This window comes from Sphingomonas faeni, from assembly GCF_003053745.1.
Classification (GTDB): Bacteria; Pseudomonadota; Alphaproteobacteria; order Sphingomonadales; family Sphingomonadaceae; genus Sphingomonas; species Sphingomonas faeni.
This window is the reverse complement of record NZ_QAYE01000001.1, coordinates 728,017-747,550: the sequence shown is the minus strand read 5'-3', so window position 1 is coordinate 747,550 and position 19,534 is coordinate 728,017. Positions and strand designations below refer to the sequence as shown.

Annotated in this window: 20 protein-coding genes; 14 read left to right on the top strand and 6 right to left on the bottom strand. The window is 65.1% G+C overall.

Annotated elements, in window-relative coordinates:
• Window positions 1-80: 80 nt before the first annotated feature.
• Window positions 81-896, bottom strand: a complete 816-nt coding sequence (mutM, locus tag C8J25_RS03365) for a bifunctional DNA-formamidopyrimidine glycosylase/DNA-(apurinic or apyrimidinic site) lyase (RefSeq protein WP_107952204.1) — start codon at window positions 894-896, stop codon at window positions 81-83.
• A gap of 56 nt (window positions 897-952) precedes the next feature.
• On the opposite strand from mutM, the gene C8J25_RS03360 reads away from it, so the two are divergent.
• From C8J25_RS03360 to C8J25_RS03325, 8 genes are all read left to right on the top strand, one after another.
• Window positions 953-1,717 (top strand): class I SAM-dependent methyltransferase, encoded by a 765-nt coding sequence (locus tag C8J25_RS03360; RefSeq protein ID WP_107952203.1) that lies wholly within the window; start codon window positions 953-955, stop codon window positions 1,715-1,717.
• A gap of 292 nt (window positions 1,718-2,009) precedes the next feature.
• Window positions 2,010-3,542 (top strand): 2-polyprenylphenol 6-hydroxylase, encoded by a 1,533-nt coding sequence (gene ubiB, locus C8J25_RS03355; RefSeq protein WP_107952202.1) that lies wholly within the window; start codon window positions 2,010-2,012, stop codon window positions 3,540-3,542.
• A gap of 4 nt (window positions 3,543-3,546) precedes the next feature.
• Window positions 3,547-4,689 (top strand): hypothetical protein, encoded by a 1,143-nt coding sequence (locus tag C8J25_RS03350; RefSeq protein WP_107952201.1) that lies wholly within the window; start codon window positions 3,547-3,549, stop codon window positions 4,687-4,689.
• Window positions 4,690-4,699: 10 nt separating this feature from the next.
• Window positions 4,700-5,887, top strand: a complete 1,188-nt coding sequence (gene coaBC, locus C8J25_RS03345) for a bifunctional phosphopantothenoylcysteine decarboxylase/phosphopantothenate--cysteine ligase CoaBC (protein ID WP_107952200.1) — start codon at window positions 4,700-4,702, stop codon at window positions 5,885-5,887.
• On the top strand, window positions 5,884-6,321 hold the full coding sequence (gene dut / locus C8J25_RS03340) for a dUTP diphosphatase (RefSeq protein WP_107952199.1): 438 nt from the start codon (window positions 5,884-5,886) through the stop codon (window positions 6,319-6,321). The genes coaBC and dut overlap by 4 nt, the downstream gene beginning before the upstream one ends.
• On the top strand, window positions 6,318-6,743 hold the full coding sequence (locus C8J25_RS03335) for a hypothetical protein (RefSeq protein ID WP_107952198.1): 426 nt from the start codon (window positions 6,318-6,320) through the stop codon (window positions 6,741-6,743). Before dut ends, C8J25_RS03335 begins: the two co-directional genes overlap by 4 nt.
• Complete coding sequence (locus tag C8J25_RS03330) at window positions 6,740-7,507, top strand: HesA/MoeB/ThiF family protein (RefSeq protein WP_107952197.1); 768 nt, start codon at window positions 6,740-6,742, stop codon at window positions 7,505-7,507. Before C8J25_RS03335 ends, C8J25_RS03330 begins: the two co-directional genes overlap by 4 nt.
• Window positions 7,508-7,769: 262 nt before the next feature.
• Window positions 7,770-9,062: an exopolysaccharide biosynthesis polyprenyl glycosylphosphotransferase gene (locus tag C8J25_RS03325; RefSeq protein WP_244186708.1), complete on the top strand. Its 1,293-nt coding sequence runs from the start codon at window positions 7,770-7,772 to the stop codon at window positions 9,060-9,062.
• Between the two features lie 24 nt (window positions 9,063-9,086).
• Here the strand turns inward: C8J25_RS03325 and galU are convergent, their stop codons facing one another.
• Window positions 9,087-9,959: a UTP--glucose-1-phosphate uridylyltransferase GalU gene (galU, locus tag C8J25_RS03320; protein WP_107952195.1), complete on the bottom strand. Its 873-nt coding sequence runs from the start codon at window positions 9,957-9,959 to the stop codon at window positions 9,087-9,089.
• Between the two features lie 109 nt (window positions 9,960-10,068).
• On the opposite strand from galU, the gene wecB reads away from it, so the two are divergent.
• Window positions 10,069-11,193, top strand: coding sequence for a non-hydrolyzing UDP-N-acetylglucosamine 2-epimerase (gene wecB, locus C8J25_RS03315; RefSeq protein ID WP_107952194.1), 1,125 nt, complete (start codon window positions 10,069-10,071; stop codon window positions 11,191-11,193).
• Window positions 11,177-12,496, top strand: a complete 1,320-nt coding sequence (gene wecC, locus C8J25_RS03310) for a UDP-N-acetyl-D-mannosamine dehydrogenase (protein WP_107952193.1) — start codon at window positions 11,177-11,179, stop codon at window positions 12,494-12,496. The genes wecB and wecC overlap by 17 nt, the downstream gene beginning before the upstream one ends.
• Here the strand turns inward: wecC and C8J25_RS03305 are convergent.
• Window positions 12,453-13,472: a M48 family metallopeptidase gene (locus C8J25_RS03305; protein ID WP_244186707.1), complete on the bottom strand. Its 1,020-nt coding sequence runs from the start codon at window positions 13,470-13,472 to the stop codon at window positions 12,453-12,455. The genes wecC and C8J25_RS03305 overlap by 44 nt on opposite strands.
• A gap of 204 nt (window positions 13,473-13,676) precedes the next feature.
• On the opposite strand from C8J25_RS03305, the gene C8J25_RS03300 reads away from it, so the two are divergent.
• A complete protein-coding gene (locus C8J25_RS03300) occupies window positions 13,677-14,471 on the top strand; it encodes a metallophosphoesterase family protein (RefSeq protein WP_107952192.1) in 795 nt (264 codons plus the stop codon).
• A 199-nt stretch (window positions 14,472-14,670) separates the two neighbouring features.
• Window positions 14,671-14,904: a hypothetical protein gene (locus tag C8J25_RS03295; RefSeq protein WP_176501462.1), complete on the top strand. Its 234-nt coding sequence runs from the start codon at window positions 14,671-14,673 to the stop codon at window positions 14,902-14,904.
• Between the two features lie 605 nt (window positions 14,905-15,509).
• On the opposite strand, the gene C8J25_RS03290 is transcribed toward C8J25_RS03295, so the two are convergent.
• Both C8J25_RS03290 and rpsU read right to left on the bottom strand, forming a co-directional pair.
• Entirely contained in the window at window positions 15,510-16,106 is a 597-nt protein-coding gene (locus C8J25_RS03290) for an FKBP-type peptidyl-prolyl cis-trans isomerase (protein WP_107952191.1), read from the bottom strand.
• Window positions 16,107-16,232: 126 nt separating this feature from the next.
• Complete coding sequence (gene rpsU, locus C8J25_RS03285; protein ID WP_055878578.1) at window positions 16,233-16,439, bottom strand: 30S ribosomal protein S21; 207 nt, start codon at window positions 16,437-16,439, stop codon at window positions 16,233-16,235.
• Between the two features lie 177 nt (window positions 16,440-16,616).
• Here rpsU and cysS point away from each other — a divergent pair, with 177 nt between their 5' ends.
• Window positions 16,617-18,050 carry a cysteine--tRNA ligase gene (gene cysS, locus C8J25_RS03280; protein WP_107952190.1) on the top strand — a complete coding sequence of 478 codons (1,434 nt, stop codon included), beginning with the start codon at window positions 16,617-16,619 and terminating at the stop codon, window positions 18,048-18,050.
• 243 nt (window positions 18,051-18,293) lie between these two features.
• The gene (locus C8J25_RS03275; RefSeq protein WP_107952189.1) at window positions 18,294-19,232 is read left to right on the top strand and encodes a D-2-hydroxyacid dehydrogenase; all 939 of its coding nucleotides are present in this window, start codon (window positions 18,294-18,296) and stop codon (window positions 19,230-19,232) included.
• On the opposite strand, the gene C8J25_RS20180 is transcribed toward C8J25_RS03275, so the two are convergent.
• Window positions 19,226-19,390, bottom strand: a complete 165-nt coding sequence (locus tag C8J25_RS20180) for a hypothetical protein (RefSeq protein WP_162236723.1) — start codon at window positions 19,388-19,390, stop codon at window positions 19,226-19,228. The two genes, C8J25_RS03275 and C8J25_RS20180, sit on opposite strands and share 7 nt — an antisense overlap.
• Window positions 19,391-19,534: the final 144 nt, after the last annotated feature.

Sequence of the window (19,534 nt, the reverse complement as noted above, 5' to 3'; positions counted from 1 at the left end):
GTTCGAATGAATAAAAAGGGGCGCCGGATTGCTCCTACGCCCTCTCGAAGCCGCGGCCCTACCCACTTTGTCCTGGATCGTCAACCGCGTTGGCACTTCGGACACCAGAACGTCGAGCGCCCGCCCTCCGTCCGCCGCTTCACGGTAGCACCGCATTCGCACGCCTCGCCCTCGCGCCCATAGACACGCCATTGCTTGGAAAAATAGCCAAGCTCGCCGTCGGGCCGCACGTAATCGCGCAGCGACGAACCGCCCGCCAGGATCGCCGCGGTCAGCACTGTCCGAATCGCCTCGACGAGTCGCTCGAGTCGAAACAGCGAGATCCGCCCCGCCGCACGTGATGGCGCGATCTTCGCCGTGTGCAGCGCCTCGCACACATAAATGTTGCCGAGCCCTGCGACGATTCGCTGGTCGAGCAGCATCGTCTTGATCGACGCCCCCCGCCCTTCGAGCGCCTCCAGTAGGTAGGCCGCGGTGAGGTCGGGTCCGAGCGGCTCCGGCCCCATGCTGAGGAACGGCGGGTATTGAGCAATATCGTCAGTCGCCCACAGATCGAGAAAACCGAATCGCCGCGGATCGTTGAGCGCGACCGTCCGCCCCGCCGCCGTGCCGATCAGCAGATGATCGTGCGCGAGCAGTTCGCTCGGATCGACTCGCCAGCGTCCCGACATGCCGAGGTGGAACACCAAAGTATCGCCGCGATCGGTATCGATCAGCCCGTATTTGGCACGACGCCCCAGATGCGTGACGGTCGCGCCGGTCATTCGCTGGCGCAGGTCGACCGGGATAGCCTTGCGCAGGTCCGCACGGCGAGGCTCGACCGAGGTCAGGCGCTGACCCTTCAGCACGGGCTCCAGCCCGCGGACGGTGGTTTCGACTTCTGGTAATTCTGGCACGGTTTGCAGCTAGGTTGCGTTTGCTCGCGCCACAAGGCGCGGCTAGAGCGCAGGATATGAACGACTTGATCGCGCCCGCGCCCGCACTCACGCCCGATACCGTCTCCTTCGGCTACGAAGACATCCCCGCTACCGAGAAGACCGCCCGCGTCGGCGGCGTCTTCTCGAACGTCGCAGGCAAATACGACCTGATGAACGATGCGATGTCGGGCGGCATGCACCGCCTGTGGAAGGACCGCTTCGTCCGCCGCGTGAAACCGCGCGAAGGCGAGCAGATCCTCGACATGGCCGGCGGCACGGGCGACATCGCCCTCCGCATGGAACCGTCGGGCGCGTCGATCACGGTCGCCGACATCAACCCGCAAATGCTCGAAGTCGGCATGCAGCGCGCCCAGAAGCGCGGCATCGACGGCCTCGTCTGGACCGAAGCCAACGCCGAGACGCTGACCTTCCCCGACAAGTTCTTCGACGCCTACACGATCGCGTTCGGCATCCGTAACGTGACCGACATCCCCAAGGCCCTGCGCGAAGCCCACCGCGTCCTGCGCCGCGGCGGCCGCTTCTACTGCCTGGAATTCTCGACCACCGTGTGGCCCGGGTTCGCCGAGGTCTACGACGCCTATTCGCACAAGATGGTCCCGAAGCTCGGCCAGCTTTTGGCGCAGGACGCCGCCAGCTACCGCTACTTGATTGAGTCGATTCGCCGCTTTCCGGACATGCCCAAGTTCAAGGGCATGATCGCAGACGCTGGCTTCGTGCAGACGAGGGTCGAGCCTTTGCTGGGCGGCCTCGTCGCGATCCACAGCGGGTGGAAGATCTAGTGATCACGCGAAGGCGCGGAAGCGCGAAGAGTGGTTCACGCGGAGACGCGGAGACGCGGAGAGTAAATGGCCGCGAAGGCGCCAGGTTTCTCGCGCGTCAGCGCTATGCGACCTCTTTGCTGACGGTGAAAAGCCGCATTTGCGGCGAAGAACAACGCCTCTGCGCCTCTGCGCCTCTGCGCGAACCACTTCTTCTTTCTCTCCGCGGCTCCGCGTCTCCGCGTGAACCAATCTCTCTTCGCGCCTTCGCGCCTTCGCGTGAATATAACCCTTCTCAAGGCGCTCCCGCCCAGTGACCGCCTCAACCACCCACGTCTGGCGCCTCCTGAAATGGGGCCGCATCCTAGCCCGCCACGGCGCACTGCGCGGCATCGAGCGTGACCCGAACACGCCAGCCCCGGTCCGCCGCCTCGCGCGGATCGCGCGGTTCGGCGCGCGCGTGCCGGCGGTGCCGCGCTATGCCGATGCGTTCCAGGCGATCGGGCCCGCGGCGATCAAGCTTGGCCAGACGCTCGCCACCCGCCCCGATCTCGTCGGCGAGGACGCCGCGCAGGATCTGCTGAGGCTTCAGGACCAGCTCTCCCCCGTCCCTTACGAAACGATCCAAGCGGCGATGCTGGCGAGCTTCGGCAAGCCGTTGGAGACGTTGTTCTTGCGGATCGAACCGATCCCGGTCGGCGCTGCGTCGATCGCGCAGGTTCACCGCGCGGTCACCACCGATGGCCGCCAGGTCGCGGTCAAGGTCCTGCGCCCCGGTGTGGAGGATGATTTCGCGCGCGCTATCGACACCTATAGCTGGGCCGCAGCGCAGCTCGAGGCGCTCAGCCCCGAGGCGATGCGCCTGCGCCCGCGCCTCACGATCGAGACGTTCAAGCGCTGGACCCTGCGCGAACTCAACTTCCGCCGCGAAGCTGCGTCCGCCTCGGAACTCGCGGAGGGCATGACCGCCGAGCCCGATTTCGTAATTCCCGCGATCGACTGGGCGCGCTCGACCGCGAAGGTCATGACGATCGAGTGGATCGACGGCATCAAGCTGTCCGACCGCCCCGCGCTCGTTGCCGCCGGCTACGACCTGCCCGCGCTCGCGCAGACATTGGTCCGCGCGTTCCTTCGCCAGGCGATCGCCGACGGCTTCTTCCACGCCGACATGCACCAGGGAAACCTGTTCGCGCTGCCCGGCAACCGCATCGCCGCGATCGACTTCGGCATCATGGGCCGGATCGACCGCCGCGCGCGCGTCTGGCTCGCGGAAATTCTCTATGGCCTGATCACCGGCAACTATAAGCGCGTCGCCGAGATCCATTTCGAGGCGGGTTACGTCCCCGCGCACCACGACGTCGCCGAATTCGCCACCGCGCTGCGTGCGGTCGGCGAGCCAATGCGCGGGCTGCCGGTCAAGGACATGTCGATCGGCATGATGCTCGACAGCCTGTTCTCGATCACGCGCGATTTCGACATGGTGACGCAGCCGCACCTGCTGCTGCTCCAGAAGACGATGGTGATGGTGGAGGGCGTCGCGACCAGCCTCAACCCCGACATCAATTTGTGGGAAGCCGCCGAGCCGTTCGTCCGCGACTGGATCCGCGGCGAACTCGGCCCAGAGGCGATGATCGCCGACCGCCTGATCGAGGATTTCCGTACGCTCACTCGCCTGCCAGAGTTGGTGCGGCGGATCGAGGCGCATTACCCCGCTCCCGGTGGCGCACCGCCGACGATGCCGTTGCGCGAGATCGAAGTGATCCGGATCGGTGGCGGCTGGCGTTATGGCCTCGTCGCGGTGCTCGCGGCCGCCGCCGGGGTCGTGACGACGCTGCTGTTTGGTTGAGGGCATGAAGACGCGTCGCGGCGCTCCGTTATGGACGGTCCGCGCGACCCGGTTCGCGGGCATGCCGTCGGCGCAGGCGCGGATCGGGCTCGTGCTGTTCCTGGTATTCCTGGTGGCCTGCCTCAGCGCGATCGTCTCGCCCGGCCCGCGGCCTAGCGTCGACGCAGGCGCCTCGACCTCGATCGCGTCGGACGCCCCGCCACCCGGACGGACCGACCTGCTGCTATACGATACGATCGTCGCCGGGGTGCGTGGCGGCTCGCCCTATTACGCCGTCGCCGCCGAAACACAGCGCATGGACCATTATCCGCTGAAGCCGTTCTTCGCGGTTCGGCTGCCGACCTTGGCGGTCGTTCAAGCCGCGTTGCCCTCGATACTGGTGAACCTGTTGCTGTTGTCATTGTGCGTCGGAACGATCCTCGCCTGGGTCACGCGGCTTCGTCCGGAAATGACCGGCCTGGTGCCGCTCGGTGTGGCTGGCTTGCTGGTCGTCGCCGGGCTTTCCGTGAACCTCGATCCCAGCTTCGTGGTGTTCCACGAGGTCTGGGCGGGGCCGTTGATCGCGCTATCGCTGGCGTTGCGCCGTCCAAGTCATTGGCTGCCCGCAGTCGCGTTCGGGCTGTCGGCGATGCTGATCCGCGAGACGGCGTTGCTGTACGTCGCGATCATGGCGGTGTTCGCGTGGCTCGAGGGCGAGCGGCGCGAGACGCTGGGGTGGCTCGGCGCGATAGGGGTCTTCGCGGTCGTCCTAGCAGCCCATGCGCACGCGGTGTCGCTCGTCAGCGGTCCGCTCGACCGCGTGTCGCAAGGGTGGAGCGGGCTCGAGGGGTTCGGGTTCTACGTCAGGCTTGCGACGATCTCGTCGGGGCTCGACATCCTGCCGCAATGGCTCGCCTCGCTTGTTCTTGGCACAGCGCTGTTCGGCTGGCTCGCATGGCGCGATGCGGTCGCGACGCGCGCGCTGGTCGTGTTCGCCGCCTATGCCGCGCTGATCTCGCTATTCGCGCGGAGCGACAATTTCTACTGGGCGCTGATGACCACGCCGGTGTTGCTGGTCGGGCTGGTGTTCGCGGTCGACGGCCTGCGCGACATGATCGCCGCCGCCAGCGATACGCGGCGCATTACGGTCACGCGTGTAATCCGCTAAAGCTGCGAGCATGAAACGCATCCTCCTGATCGTCGGTGGCGGGATCGCCGCCTACAAGGCCGCCGAACTGATCCGTCTGCTCAAGACGCGCGGGTACGCGGTGCGCTGCGTGATGACCGAGGCGGCACATCATTTCGTCACGCCGATGACGCTTGCCGCGCTCAGCGAGGACAAGGTCTACACGACGCTGTGGGACCTCAAGGACGAGGCCGAGATGGGCCATATCCAGCTCAGCCGCGAGGCCGACCTGATCGTCGTCGCGCCCGCCACCGCGGACCTGATGGCGCGGATGACGGCTGGTCTCGCGAACGACCTCGCGACGACGCTGCTGCTCGCGACCGATAAGCCAGTTCTCGTCGCGCCCGCGATGAACGTCCGCATGTGGGGCCATGCCGCAACCGCCCGCAACGTGGCGCAACTTCGTGCCGATGGCGTGACGGTGATGACGCCGGACGAAGGCATCATGGCGTGCGGCGAGTATGGCCCCGGCCGCCTGCCCGAGCCCCCCGCGATCGTCGCTGCGATCGAAGCAACGCTCGCCCCTGCCCCGCCGAAGCGCCTGGCAGGGCGCCACGTTCTCGTCACCGCCGGACCGACGCATGAACCGATCGACCCGGTCCGCTACATCGCCAACCGCTCGTCGGGCAAACAGGGTTTCGCGATCGCCGCGGCACTGGCACGGCTCGGCGCGCGCGTGACGCTGGTCGCTGGCCCTGTGATGCTACCGACCCCACACGGTGTCGACCGGATCGACGTCGAGACGGCGCGGGAGATGGCCGACGCAGTCGACCGCGTACTTCCCGCCGACGCCGCCGTCATGGTCGCCGCGGTCGCGGATTGGCACGTCGAACCCTCGCAGCAGAAGATCAAGAAGGGCGATGCCACGCCGACGCTGACGCTCGCAGAGAATCCCGACATTCTCGCAACCTTGGCGCGCAGCCCGCACCGGCCTCGCCTGCTGATCGGGTTCGCCGCCGAGACCGAGCGCGTGATCGAGCACGCCGTCGCCAAGCGCGTGCGCAAGACCGCGGACTGGATCGTCGCCAACGACGTATCGGGCGACGTCATGGGCGGCGCGGACAACAGCGTCCACCTCGTCACCGAAGCCGGCGTCGAGAGCTGGGAACGCCTGCCCAAGGACGCCGTCGCCGCCCGACTGGCGGAGCGCATCGCCGATGCGCTAGAAGCGGCGTCATGATCCGTATCGAACTGAAGCGCCTGCCGCACGGCGAAGGCCTGCCGTTGCCCGCCTATGCGACCAAGGGTGCCGCCGGGATGGACGTCGTTGCCGCCGAAGCGTTAACGCTCGCCCCCGGCCAACGCGCCGCCGTCGCGACCGGCTTCGCGATCGCCATCCCCGTCGGCCATGAGGTCCAGGTCCGCCCCCGCTCCGGCCTCGCGCTCAAGCATGGCGTCACCTGCCTCAACACGCCGGGCACGATCGACAGCGACTATCGCGGCGAAGTGAAGGTGATCCTCGCCAACCTCGGCCAAGAACCGTTCGCGATCGCGCGCGGCGACCGGATCGCGCAGCTTGTCCCCGCAGTCGTCCTCCGCGCGTCGCTCGACGAAGTCGCGACGCTCGACGACACCTCGCGCGGCGCGGGCGGCTTCGGATCGACCGGCCGATGATCGCCGCCCTCCTCCTCCTGCTCCAGGCTGCGGCGCCGCCGCTTCCGGTACCCGCCGCACCGACCACGCCGGTGGCCAGCACGCTGCCGCCACAGGACTGGAGCACGCTTCCGGTCCTGCGCATCCGCGGCCAGGCGACGACGCTCGCCAACACTTCGGCGTATGTGCACGGCGAGGTCGTCGCCGGTCGCTGCGCGCATGTTGTACGCACGACGCAAGGTTGGGCGCTGACCGTCGACCTGGCCGTGCTGATCAACCCCGACGGTCGCGTCCGCCGGGTGACGCCGCGCGCGATCGACTGTCCGACGGTCGAGCAATATGCCGCCGGCGTAATCCTGGGCGCGCGCGACTCGATCGACGTTGCGGGTCAGGACGCGGACACCTGGTACCGTACCAGCCTCACGTTTACCTGGGGCGCATGAACCTCTCAGACGACGAACTCGCCCGGTATGCACGGCATATCGTCCTCAAGGAATTCGGCGGCACGGGACAGGCGCGGTTGAAGGCGGCGACCGTCGCGATCGTTGGCGCAGGCGGCATCGGCTCGCCTGCGATCCAGTATTTGGGTGCAGCCGGCGTCGGTCGGCTGATCCTGATCGACGACGACAGCGTCGAACCCTCCAATCTTCAGCGTCAGACGATCTTCACGACCGCGGATACCGGGATTGCCAAGGTCGCTGCCGCCGCCGCCGCCGTTAGGGGGATCAACCCGCACGTTGCCGTCGAGACCCACCGTGCGCGCATCGACGTTTCGAACGTGGCAAACCTGCTCGCGGGTGCCGATGTCGTGCTCGACGGCTGCGACAATTTCGCGACGCGCTTCTGTGTCGCCGATGCCGCGCATGCCATGGAGATTCCGCTAGTCTCGGCCGCAGTAGGCCAGTTCGAGGGGCAGATCGCCACCTATCGCGGCTGGGAAGCGGATAAGCCGTGCTACCGCTGCTTCGTCGGCGAAGACCCTGAGCGCGCAGAGACCAGTTGCGCGGAGGACGGCGTTCTTGGCCCCGTCACCGGCGTGATCGGCAGCCTAGCTGCGCTTGAGGTACTACGGGCCATCGCGCCGTTCGGCGACGATCCGGCCGGCAAATTGCTGCTGATCGACCTGCTTGCACTGCGTTTTCGCACAATCCGCCTACCCAAGGATCGAGGGTGTACGACTTGCACCAAAAGCGGGACTTCGCGGTGAGTTAACCGCAAGTTTTTATTTCCTCGCACGCAAAATTGGAAAAATAACAACTAAACTTTCGTGATCGTCGAACAGTAGTTCTTTTGCATTGCGGCATTTCGCGGTATCACTTTGCGCAGGGGGGACTGCGCGTGCGTCCGACAAGTTCATGAATGTGGAGAGCGGCGTTTTGAGCCGCGCTATGGCGCCGTCGCGCGGGAAAAAACCTGCGCGGACTTGGCGCCCAAGCGCGTCCTCGCTGCGCGTTCGGCTGATCCTCGGCATGCTGACGGTAGATACCACGTGCATTATTGCCAGTTACCTCGCGGCGGCCGGTTTGCGCGGCGTATTCGCGAACGACACCGCCTGGATCGTAATCCTCGCGATGCTGATCCCGGTCTTCATCATCACCACGCTGAATAATGACAGCTATGCAGCCGCAAATTTGCGCGATCCTTTTCGATCAGTAGCGCGTGGATTACAGGCCTATGCGCTCGCAATCTGCGCAGTCGTGTTCATCGCTTTCTGCCTAAAGGCGAGCGATACGTTCCCGCGTCTCGTCGTTGCACTGGGTTCGGCATTTGCCATTGTTTCGTTGGCACTAGGACGGTTCCTGTTCGTCCGGCACATGCCTGCGATCATCGGCGGAAACCCCTTCAGTATCGTCCTTCTGTACGATTCCGGTCAGCCGATCCCACGCGGCGACTTCTCGGTCGTCATCGCCGCGGATTCGTATTTCGACCCCGATCATCATGATCCCGTGATGTACGACCGCCTTGCGCAATCATTGTCGGGTGCGGATCGAGTGATCGTGGCGTGTAGCCCCGAGCGTCGTCTTGCTTGGGCACAAGCGTTGAAGGGCGCGAACATCCAGAGCGAGATCTTTATGCCGGAGTTGAACGTGCTCGCGCCGCTCGGCATCAGCGCGCACGGCGACACGCCGACGGTCATCATCGCCAACGGTCCGTTGGTCCTGTTCGATCGCTTCGTAAAACGCAGTTTCGACGTGATGCTGGCAAGCTGTGCGCTGGTGACGCTGATGCCCGTCTGGATTCTGATCGCGCTGTCGGTGAAGCTCGACTCGCGCGGACCGATCTTCTTCAGCCAGATCCGGATCGGTCGCAGTAACCAGATGTTCCGCCTGATGAAGTTCCGGAGCATGCGAGTCGATCACAGCGATGGCGCAGGCGCACGCTCGACGTCACGCGACGACGACCGGATCACGCGCGTCGGCAAGATCATCCGCAGCACCAGCATCGACGAACTGCCGCAGCTGCTGAACGTCCTGAAGGGCGACATGAGCATAGTCGGCCCGCGTCCGCATGCACTCGGCTCGCGCGCTGCCGATAAATTATTCTGGGAAGTGGACCAGCGATACTGGCATCGCCACGCGGCAAAGCCTGGCCTGACCGGACTCGCGCAGGTTCGCGGCTATCGCGGCGCGACGCTGTACGAGGACGATTTGCGCAACCGGCTCCAGGCTGATCTGGAGTATCTGGAGCATTGGTCGATCTGGCGAGATATCAAGATCATCGTCCTGACCTTCCGCGTCCTGCTGCACCGGAACGCCTTCTGACGTTCCGGTGAGCGGGCTGATCGTTCAGCCTGCCAGCAGACCCTTGGCGAACTCGCGAACCACCGGTCCGATGTCGTCGCGCGCCAATGCGATCGCCAGATTGGCCTGGATGTATCCGGCCTTGTCGCCACAGTCGTAACGCTGGCCGTCGAAGGTGAAGCCGTGGAACGGCTGGTTGCCGATCAACTGCGCCATCGCGTCGGTCAACTGGATCTCATCGCCAGCACCCTTTTCCTGCGTCTCCAAGATCCGCATCACCTCGGGCTGGAGGATATAGCGCCCCGGGATCATCAAGTTCGACGGGGCGGTGCCGCGCTTGGGCTTTTCGACGAGCGCGGTCACCTCGGTGAGTCGCCCATCGATCGCACCCGGCGAGATGATGCCGTATTTGTCGGTTTCCGAATCGGGCACTTCGAGCGCGCCGATCACGTTGCCGCCGACCTGATTATACGCCTCGACCATCTGCTTCATGAAGCCGGGCTTGCCGACCATCAGCTCATCGGGGAGCAGGACCGCGAAAGGCTCGTCGCCGACGATCTCGCGCGCACACCAGACGGCATGGCCTAGGCCGAGCGGTTCCTGCTGGCGGACATAAACCGGCGAGCCGGGCTTCATCCGAATATTGCTGATCGCGTCCAGCGACTTGCCGCGCGACCGCATCGTATCCTCGAGCTCGTACGAGATGTCGAAATGATCCTCGAGCGCGCTTTTGCCGCGCCCTGTCACGAAGATGATCTGCTCGATCCCAGCCTCGAGTGCTTCCTCGACCGCATATTGAATCAGCGGTTTGTCGACGACGGTGAGCATTTCCTTCGGCATGGCCTTGGTGGCCGGAAGGAAGCGCGTACCTAGTCCTGCGACCGGAAATACGGCCTTGCGCAGCGGCTTTATGGTCATTCGATGCTCCCTTTGATCTCGCGGGACCGTCTACCGATCGTTACGCCTGCGCGCAAATTGTCGCATTGAATTAGCGCGTCGTTAAAGACGTTGATCTAGGGACTGCATCATGCCCAAAGTTCTCGTCATCTTCGGCACGCGACCCGAAGCGATCAAACTCTTCCCGGTGATCCGCGCGCTGAGTGCGATCCCCGGCCTGACCGTCCGCATTTGCGTCACCGCGCAGCACCGCGGATTGCTCGATCAGGTGCTCGCAATCGCCGACCTTGTGCCGGATATCGATCTCGACCTGATGGAACCGGGACAGACGCTCGATCGCCTCACCGCGCGGCTGCTGGTCGGGCTCGGCGACGTCATGGATGCAGAGCAGCCCGACCTCGTCATCGTGCAGGGCGACACCGCCACCGCGATGACGGGTGCGCTTGCCGCCTATTACCGCAAGGTGCCGGTGGCGCATGTCGAGGCCGGGCTGCGGTCGGGCGACATCTACCACCCCTGGCCCGAGGAGGTGAACCGTCGCATCGTCGCGCCGATCGCCACGCTGCATTTCGCGCCGACCGACACCGCCGCGGAGGCGCTGCGGCGCGAGACGATCGCCGAGGACACGATCCACGTCACCGGCAACACGGTGATCGATGCGCTGCACTGGACCGCGCACCGCGTCGCGGCGGACCCGTCGCTCGCCGCAGAGCTCGACGCGATCGCCGCGCGCTTCGCGGGCAAGCGGATCATCCTCGTCACGACTCATCGCCGCGAGAATTTCGGCGACGGCATGGCCGCCATTGCGCGAGCGATCGGGCGGATCGCGGAGCGCGACGACGTCGCGGTTCTGTTCCCGGTCCACCCGAACCCGAACGTCGTATCGGTGATGGACGACATCCTCGGTACCCGCCCCAACGTCGCGCGGATCGAACCGCTCGATTATCCGCACTTCGTCCGCGCGCTCGGCATGGCGGACATCGTCCTGACCGATTCGGGCGGCGTGCAGGAGGAGGCGCCTGCGCTCGGCAAGCCAGTCCTCGTGATGCGCGAGACCACCGAGCGTCCGGAGGGCGTCGCAGCCGGCACCGCCAGGCTGATCGGCACCGACGAGGACCGCATCGTTTCCGAAATCTTCACCCTGCTCGACGACACGTCGCGCTACTCCGCGATGGCCCGCGCCCATAACCCGTTCGGGGATGGCCATGCCGCCGCCAAAATCGCAAAGGTCGTTGCGCATGCTGTCGGACTCTAACCTCAATGTCGTCGTCCTCGGACTCGGCTATATCGGCCTTCCCACCGCAGCGATCATCGCGCGGACGGGGGCGCAGGTGCTCGGCGTAGACGTTACCGCATTGGTCGTGGAGACGGTCAATTCCGGTCGCGTGCACATCGAGGAGGTCGATCTGGACGGCCTCGTCTCGGGTGTGGTCGCGCGTGGCACGTTGCGCGCCTCGACCGCGATCGAGCCCGCCGACGTGTTCGTGATCGCGGTACCGACTCCGTTCGACGCCGATCACGCACCCAATATCCGCTATGTCCTCGACGCCGCGACGACGATCGCGAGCGTGCTGAAGGCGGGCGATACGATCATCCTCGAATCGACCTCGCCGGTCGGCACTACCGAGAAGGTCCGCGACCTGCTGGCAAGCCTGCGCCCCGACCTGCGCGTACCGGGCAAGACCGGCGACCAGGCGGATATCGCGATCGCCTATTGCCCGGAGCGCGTGCTTCCCGGCCGCATTCTGGTCGAGCTGATCGACAACGACCGGGTCATCGGCGGGATCACGCCGCGGTGCGCGCGAAAAGCCCTGACCTTCTACCGTCGCTTCGTCCGCGGCGCCTGCGTGACCACGACCGCGCGCGCGGCGGAAATGACGAAGCTTACCGAGAATGCGTTTCGCGACGTCAACATCGCGTTTGCCAACGAACTTTCGCTGATCGCCGACACGATGGGCGTCGACGTATGGGAAGTGATCCGCCTCGCCAACCGTCACCCGCGCGTCAACATCCTCCAGCCGGGCCCCGGCGTCGGCGGGCATTGCATCGCGGTCGATCCGTGGTTCCTGGTGCATGCCGCCCCCGACCAGACGCCGCTGATCCGCACCGCGCGCGAGGTCAACGACGGCAAGACCGACCACGTCATCGCGCAGGTCGCCGCCCTTGTCGAGGCGTCACCCGACGCTACGGTCGCGTGCCTCGGCCTCGCGTTCAAGGCGAACATCGACGACTTCCGCGAGAGCCCTGCCCTCAAGGTTGCCGAAGCCGTGGCGCGGCAGTTCGGCGACCGGGTGCGGATCGTCGAGCCCTATGCGCAGACGCTGCCGGCCGTGCTGGCGGATACCGGCGCGACGCTAATCGACGTCGATACCGCGATCGAGACGTGTTCGATAATGATCGTACTGGTCGACCACGACGTATTCAAGTCGATCCCGCTCGAAGAGCGCATCGACAAGGCGGTGCTCGACACGCGCGGTATCTGGCCGGACCAGCCGCGCGCGTCACTGCCCGCAGTCAGCGCAACGGCACGTTTCGAGTCGCAACGACTGGCGGGATGATCGGCCGCGTCGAGGTCGACGCGATATCGCGCGCGGCGGCTTCCAGCGCTTCGGCGCGCGCCTTGGACGAGGCGTGCGTGCGACTGCGGAACAGCCCGCCGTCGATCGCGCCGCCCTTGCTTCGCCAGAATTTCGGGGCCGACATCGGATCGTAACCGGCGTTCGCGAGCAGATAGATGCCGAGCAGATCCGCCTGATCTTCGGTCTCGCGGATCAGGCGGCCGTTGCGACCGAGTTCCGCCAGAAGGCCCCGATTGATCTTCGCCGCATCCAGCCGCGCACGGTGACGCAGGATGTTGTGCGACAGTTCATGCGCGACGACGACCGCGATCTCCTCGTCGGTATAGCCTTCGAAAAACCGCTCGCCGAGCTGCACGATCGCGCCGTCCGCGCTCGCATCCAGGCCACTACCGAGCAGGATCTCGAACCGCGACCGGCACCCGGCTACCGGGTCGATCGTAATCGGCAAGCGCTTGCCGTCGCGCAGCACCGTCAGTCGCACCGGCTTTCCGACCGGCGCGTCGGTGATGATCGCTTCCGCAGCATCGCGCACTGCCGCGCTTTCCGGCGTATCGGCAGACGGCAAGCCGGGTTGCGGCCTATCGTCGATCGCGACGATCGAATCGTTGGGGCGAACCCCGGCGCGGTCGGCTGGACCGCCAGCGACGACCGCCTCGACACCGATCGTCGATTCGAACCCGAACGTTGCCGCCGCAGCCTTGCGCGCGCCGGGGCCATATTGCGTCAGCGCATGGATGGGCATGCCGATCTGCGGCTGGAGGCGATCGCACAATGCGGCGTTCGCGGTGGTCAGCCGATACGCGATCGTCGCCAGTCGGAGATCGGCAGCGCGCAACGTGTCGAAGAACGCAGCCGTCGGCGCCGCATCCGCTACGGGCATCGGTGCGGCAGGCAAAGCCGTGGGTGCGGCGGCCGTGAGCATCAGGAACGGCGCGAGGCGAGAAATGATCGACATGGCGTTCCCATAGCCGTCGTGCGCCGCCGCGTCATGCTGCACGACCGCAAGCCCGGCGCGCCCTGTCGCGGCGTCACGTCGCCCCCTTCACGGCCATGCGTTGCGACGCCTGTCGGAACATCCTATGCGATCGTATGCGCCCGCGCGTTCGAGTGACGCGTTCGATCAGGTCCCGTACATCTTCCTCCCCACATCGATTGCAGCATGATTTCAAAGCTTTTCAAGTCCCGTAGCGTTGCCAAGCCGACTCAACCACAGGTCCCTCCTGGTCGCCGCGTCTATGCCGTCGGCGACATCCACGGCCGTGCCGACCTGCTCGACGAACTAATTGGGCTGATCGAAGCCGACGAACGCGACCGCGGGGCAGCGGAAACGACCTTGATATTCCTCGGCGACATCGTCGATCGGGGGCCCGCCTCGGCGGCGGTGATCGATCGGTTGCGCGGGCTGGCCCATGCTCGCCCCGACCGCCCCGACGTCCGCTTCCTGCTCGGCAATCACGAGGAGATCTTCCTCGGTGCGCTCGACGGCGAACCTAAGGCGCTCCGGTTGTTCTGCCGCATCGGCGGGCGCGAAACCGTGCTGAGCTACGGCATGGAGGCCGCGGAATATGAGCGGCTCGACTATGAAGAGCTGGTGCAACGCCTCGAAACGCTCGTTCCAGACGAACACCGCGAGTTCTTGCGCAAGTTCGAGGACATGATCGTGATCGGCGACTACGCGTTCGTCCATGCAGGCGTACGTCCCGATACACCGCTCGACCTGCAGCGAACATCGGACCTGCGGTGGATTCGCGATCCCTTCCTCGATCATCGCTCGACGTTGGAAAAGACGATCGTCCACGGCCACACCATGACCGACGAGATCGAGCGACGCGGACACCGAATCGGCATCGACACCGGCGCCTATGCATCGGGCCGCCTGACCGCGCTGGGCATGGAGGGTGCCGAAACCTGGGCGCTTCAGACCGGCACCACCATCGGACCGAAGACGAACTGACGCGTCTCACCGCGAATATCATGCGGTTTGCACGCGAACGCTTTCTTCGTGGCGCACCTCGGCTATAGAGAAACAGCGGAAGTGTGTGTTGCACTGCCGCAACAGTGCGATCCTCTTCGCGTTGTTATAAAGGGCCTTAGTTGCGTTGGGTAAGGTTATATGCCATTGCCTGCCGCGACGAGCACAAAGGGAGTTCATCATGCGTCTTGGGAAGTATCTCCTGACCGCAGCAGCAGCCACGATGGCAGTTGCTCCGGCCATGGCAGCACCGGCAAATCTGTCGGTTGCACATTCGGTCCGTTCGGGTTCGGTTTCGGCTGACAAGAACGAGCTCGCTGGCGGCGGCATCATCGTTGCGGTTCTCGCAGCAGCTGCAGTTATCGCCGGTATCGTTATCGTTGCAGACAACGACGACGATTCGGACAGCAACTAAGTCTTACGACTTTAGTTCGAGAAATAGCGGTCTTCGGGCCGCTATTTTTTTGTCTGCCGTTCTGAGGACAGGCGGGCCAGCGCGTGCCGAAGTACAATATGCTCCCGTGTCACGCCTGGAACTGAGCTCCCGATCAGCTCGGATACCGTCGATGGCCAAAGGCGTCCGGTAGGCTCCGGCTGGGCTATTCCGTGCAAAGCGGACTAGAACCCGCACTTTCTCAGAATGGCTGAGCATGAGGTGGCATCGGCTTTAGCCGCCGGGCGCCGAAACAATACCTGCAATAGGGTATCGCCGCGCGAGTTATCCGAAGGACGGCTGAACTCACCGACCTTGCAGCACGCGACTGCCGGGCTCATCAGCCCGAAGCCCTCTGCGCCCCCTCCCCAGCGGAAGCTCGCACCCCCAGAGCAGTCGATCCCGTACGGAATCAGGCCAGCCATCTTGTCGGCAGACGGCTTGTCCCGCTGGCCGACCGCGCAAGTTCACGCATAATCGGCGCGACGCATCGCCTAAATGCAAAACGCGCCGCGCAATGAAGCGAGACGCGTTGCAAATCCGATATTCAATCGCGGTACGGGTTCGACCCAATACCGCTGCTCCGCTTACTGCGATGGCGGCGTCTGCGCGCCACCGGGCATGCCGCCCGGCGCACCGCCTGGCATGCCACCAGGAGCGCCGCGACCCATCTGGGCCTGCGCCTGCATCTGCTGGACCACGCTCTGCGGCAGGAAATCGAGCAACTCGACGTCGAACACCAGCGTCGAATTCGCCGGGATCGGGCCGGTGGCCTTGTCGCCATAGCCAAGCGCCGGCTTGATCCAGAAGCGGTACTTCGACCCCTTCGGCATCAGCTTCAGCGCCTCGGAGAAACCGGGGACCACGCCGGTGACGGGCATCGGCGTCGGCTGCTGCGACTTGTCAAAGGTCGTGCCGTTGAGCAGCTTACCCTCGTAGTTCACCAGCGCGACGTCGGCGTCGGTCGGCTTGGCCGCACCGGGCTTGCCGGGCGCGATCACCTTATACTGCAAACCGGATGCGGTAACGACCACGCCCCGCGCGCGCGCATTACGGGCCAGGGGATCATCACCCTGACGCGCCAGCGCAACCGCGGCGATCAGCGCGAGCGCGATACCGACCCATAGGTAGACGAGGTAGCTGCGCTTGGTTGGCTGCAGCGGCACTGCGGTGACGGTCGACATCGGTTCGGGCCCCGGTCATCTGGTCACGCCGGAGCGCCGCGCGTGCCTTTGGAAAGCAATTGGGGTGCCGATCACGACACCCCGAACTATCGACCCACCCGCTCGCCGGGTACGGCCGACAAAATCTTAGCGTGCGCCGTCGCGCTCTGCGCGCTTGCGGTCGAGCTTGCGCGAGCGACGGATCGCTGCTGCACGCTCACGTGCGCGCTTCTCGGACGGCTTCTCGTAATGCCGGCGCAGCTTCATCTCGCGATACACGCCCTCGCGCTGCAGCTTCTTCTTAAGCGCGCGAAGGGCCTGGTCGACGTTGTTGTCGCGTACGATGATCTGCATAAACCCGATAAGCTCCGGACGAATATATTTTTGCCGTCGCGAACAGGTCCGCGCCGCATGAACTGGGGCCCCTATCAGCGGAGCGCCGTCTTTTCAAGCCAAACCACTTGTTCCGGCGGGTCTGCCCGACATGTGAGCGCCTTTGCGGGAGGGCCCATGCAGCGCTAAGAGCAGGCCATGACCCGTATACCCCTGACACTGTATAACAGCCTCTCGCGCCAGCTCGAGACCTTCCAGCCGATCGATCCGACCGATGTCGGGCTCTACACCTGCGGGCCGACCGTCTATAATTATCAGCATATCGGCAACATGCGCGCCTTCCTGTTCGCGGACACGCTGGGTCGCGTGCTGCGGTGGAAGGGGTGGCCGACGACCCACATCATCAACATCACCGATGTCGGCCACCTGACCTCCGACGCCGATGTAGGTGACGACAAGATGGAGAAGGCCGCCGCCGCGCAAGGGCGCTCGATCTGGGAGATCGCAGCCTATTATACTGACGTGTTCAAACGCGACGTCGCGCGCCTCAACATCGTGCCGCCGGCGCGTTGGGCCGTCGCGACGGATCATATCGCCGAGATGATCGCGTTCGCCGAACAGATCACTCCGAAGCATTGCTACTTGCTCGACAGTGGGCTGTACTTTGATGTGGCGACCGTCCCGGACTATGGCCGCCTCGCACGAGCCGGCAACGACGACATAGAAAGCCGGATCGAACCGGTCGCCGGCAAGCGCAACCCACAGGACTTCGCGATCTGGCGGGCCTCTGCTCCTGGCGAGAACCGCCAGATGGAATGGGATTCACCCTGGGGTCGCGGCGCGCCGGGCTGGCATCTCGAATGTTCGGTGATGAGCAAGCATTACCTCGGCGAGCATTTCGACATCCACACCGGCGGGATCGACCACCGCGAAATCCACCATCCCAACGAGATCGCGCAGAACCAGGCGCACTGCGATTGCGCGGATACCGGCGCGAGCGTCTGGATGCACAACAACTTCCTGGTCGAGCGTGCGGGCAAGATGTCGAAGTCGACCGGCAAGTTCACGACGATGCAGACGATCGTCGACCGCGGCTTCCACCCCCTCGCCTACCGGCTGATGTGCCTCCAGGCGCATTATCGGAGCGAGCTAGAATTCTCCTGGGAGAATTTGGCCGCGGCGGCGATCCGCCTGAAGCGCATGGTGCAAGCGGTCGAGACGTTGCGCGCTCGCGAGCCCGGCGGCCCGTCGGGTAGCGCGCATGCCTATGCCGACCGGCTGGAGGAGGCGGTCTCGGACGATCTCGCCACGCCGCGCGCGCTGCCGATCCTCGACGAACTTCTCGCGGACAAGCGGGTAGCGCCGGCGGACCGTGTCGCTGCGCTGGACGATTTCGACGCGGTACTGGGGCTGGACCTGGCGACGATCAGCCGCGAGGACCTGCGGATCCGGCCGATAACGGCGACCATCGACGAGGATGCGATCGCCGCACGGCTGGCGGATCGCCGCGATGCGCGAGCCGCGAAGGACTTCGGGCGATCGGATGCGATCCGCGACGAACTCGCCGCCGCGGGTGTCGAGGTGATGGACGGCGACTCGTTAGGCTGGGACTGGAAGATCGCAGTGGTGTGAACACGCCGTGCAGGTCCAGGAACTGAGGCCACAGGGAAAATCTGATCGTCATTCCCGCGGAGGCGGGAACCCATACTGGCAAGCCTTACGGTTAGATCGCCAGCCTTTGAGCATAGGGATTCCCGCCTGCGCGGGGATGACGAGAGCATTGTGGCAGCGTGTTACTGCAGGGGAACGCGGGACCGATCCGTCGCTGACCCCGGCACAACTTGACATGCCCCGCCGCACGCCGATGTTCTCCGGATGAAAGCCGTCCTCCCAGCCGCCGCCCGCCCGCTCCTCGAACCGCAACTGCCCGCTGACCTAGACCTCGCCTGGTTCGCCAAGCCGGACGAAGCCAACGCGATGATCACAGACGCGGATATCGCCTGGGTGGACATGCAGCCGACCGAACTCGTCGCCGACGCGATCCGCCATGCCGGGCCGAACCTCAAATGGGTCTCGACGATCTATGCCGGGCTCGACGCGTTCCCGCTCGACATACTGCGTGAGAACGGCGTCACTTTGACCAATGGTGCCGGCATCAACGCCGTCGCGGTCGCCGAATATGCGGTGATGGCGGTGCTCGTCGCCGCCAAGCGCTTCGATACCGTCGTCCGCGCGCAGGACCGTCATGAGTGGCTGAAGGACGCGCCCGGCAAGATCGAACTCGCCGGAACCAAGGCACTTGTCATTGGCTATGGCACGATCGGCAAGATGATCGGCGACCGATTGAGCGCGTTCGGGGTCGAGGTCACCGGCGTAACGCGCACCGGCCGCGATGGCACGATCACGCCCGACGCTTGGCGCGATCGGCTCGACGCGTTCGACTGGGTGATCCTCGCCGCGCCCTCGACAGACGCGACGCACGCGATGATCGGTCGCGAAGAATTACAGCGGATGAGGCCGTCCGCCTGGCTGATCAACATTGCGCGCGGCGACATGATCGACGATCATGCGCTGATCGCGGCGCTGACAGACGGTTCGATTGCCGGGGCCGTGCTCGATCCGACCAGCCCGGAGCCCCTGCCCGCGGATCATCCGCTTTGGTCGACGCCTAACGCGATCGTCACGATGCACCTATCGGGCCGTAGCCAGACGACGATGTTCGCTCGCGGGGCGACGCTGTTCCTCGACAACCTGGCCGCGTTCCTCGCCGGTCGCCCGATGAAGAACGTCGCCGATCTCGACGCTGGTTACTGACCGGTCTGGGTCGTGGCCGGGCGAGGGCTGCGATTGTAGCTCTTGATTCCGCGGCGACGAAGTTTGTCGGCGCGGCGACGACGCGAGTACATGATCAGGATCGGTACGCCGACCAAGATGCCCCCGCCGATAATCGAAAGTGCGATGATGATACGCATTGGCATGTCCATGTCGGGACCATGCCGATTGGACAGCGAAGACGCCATATATTTTTTAATCCGGGATGAATGGATTTAGCCACCACATCCGGTTGAACTGACCTGTGCAGCATTTCGCCGCTGTCGGCCAAGCTTTACTTCGTT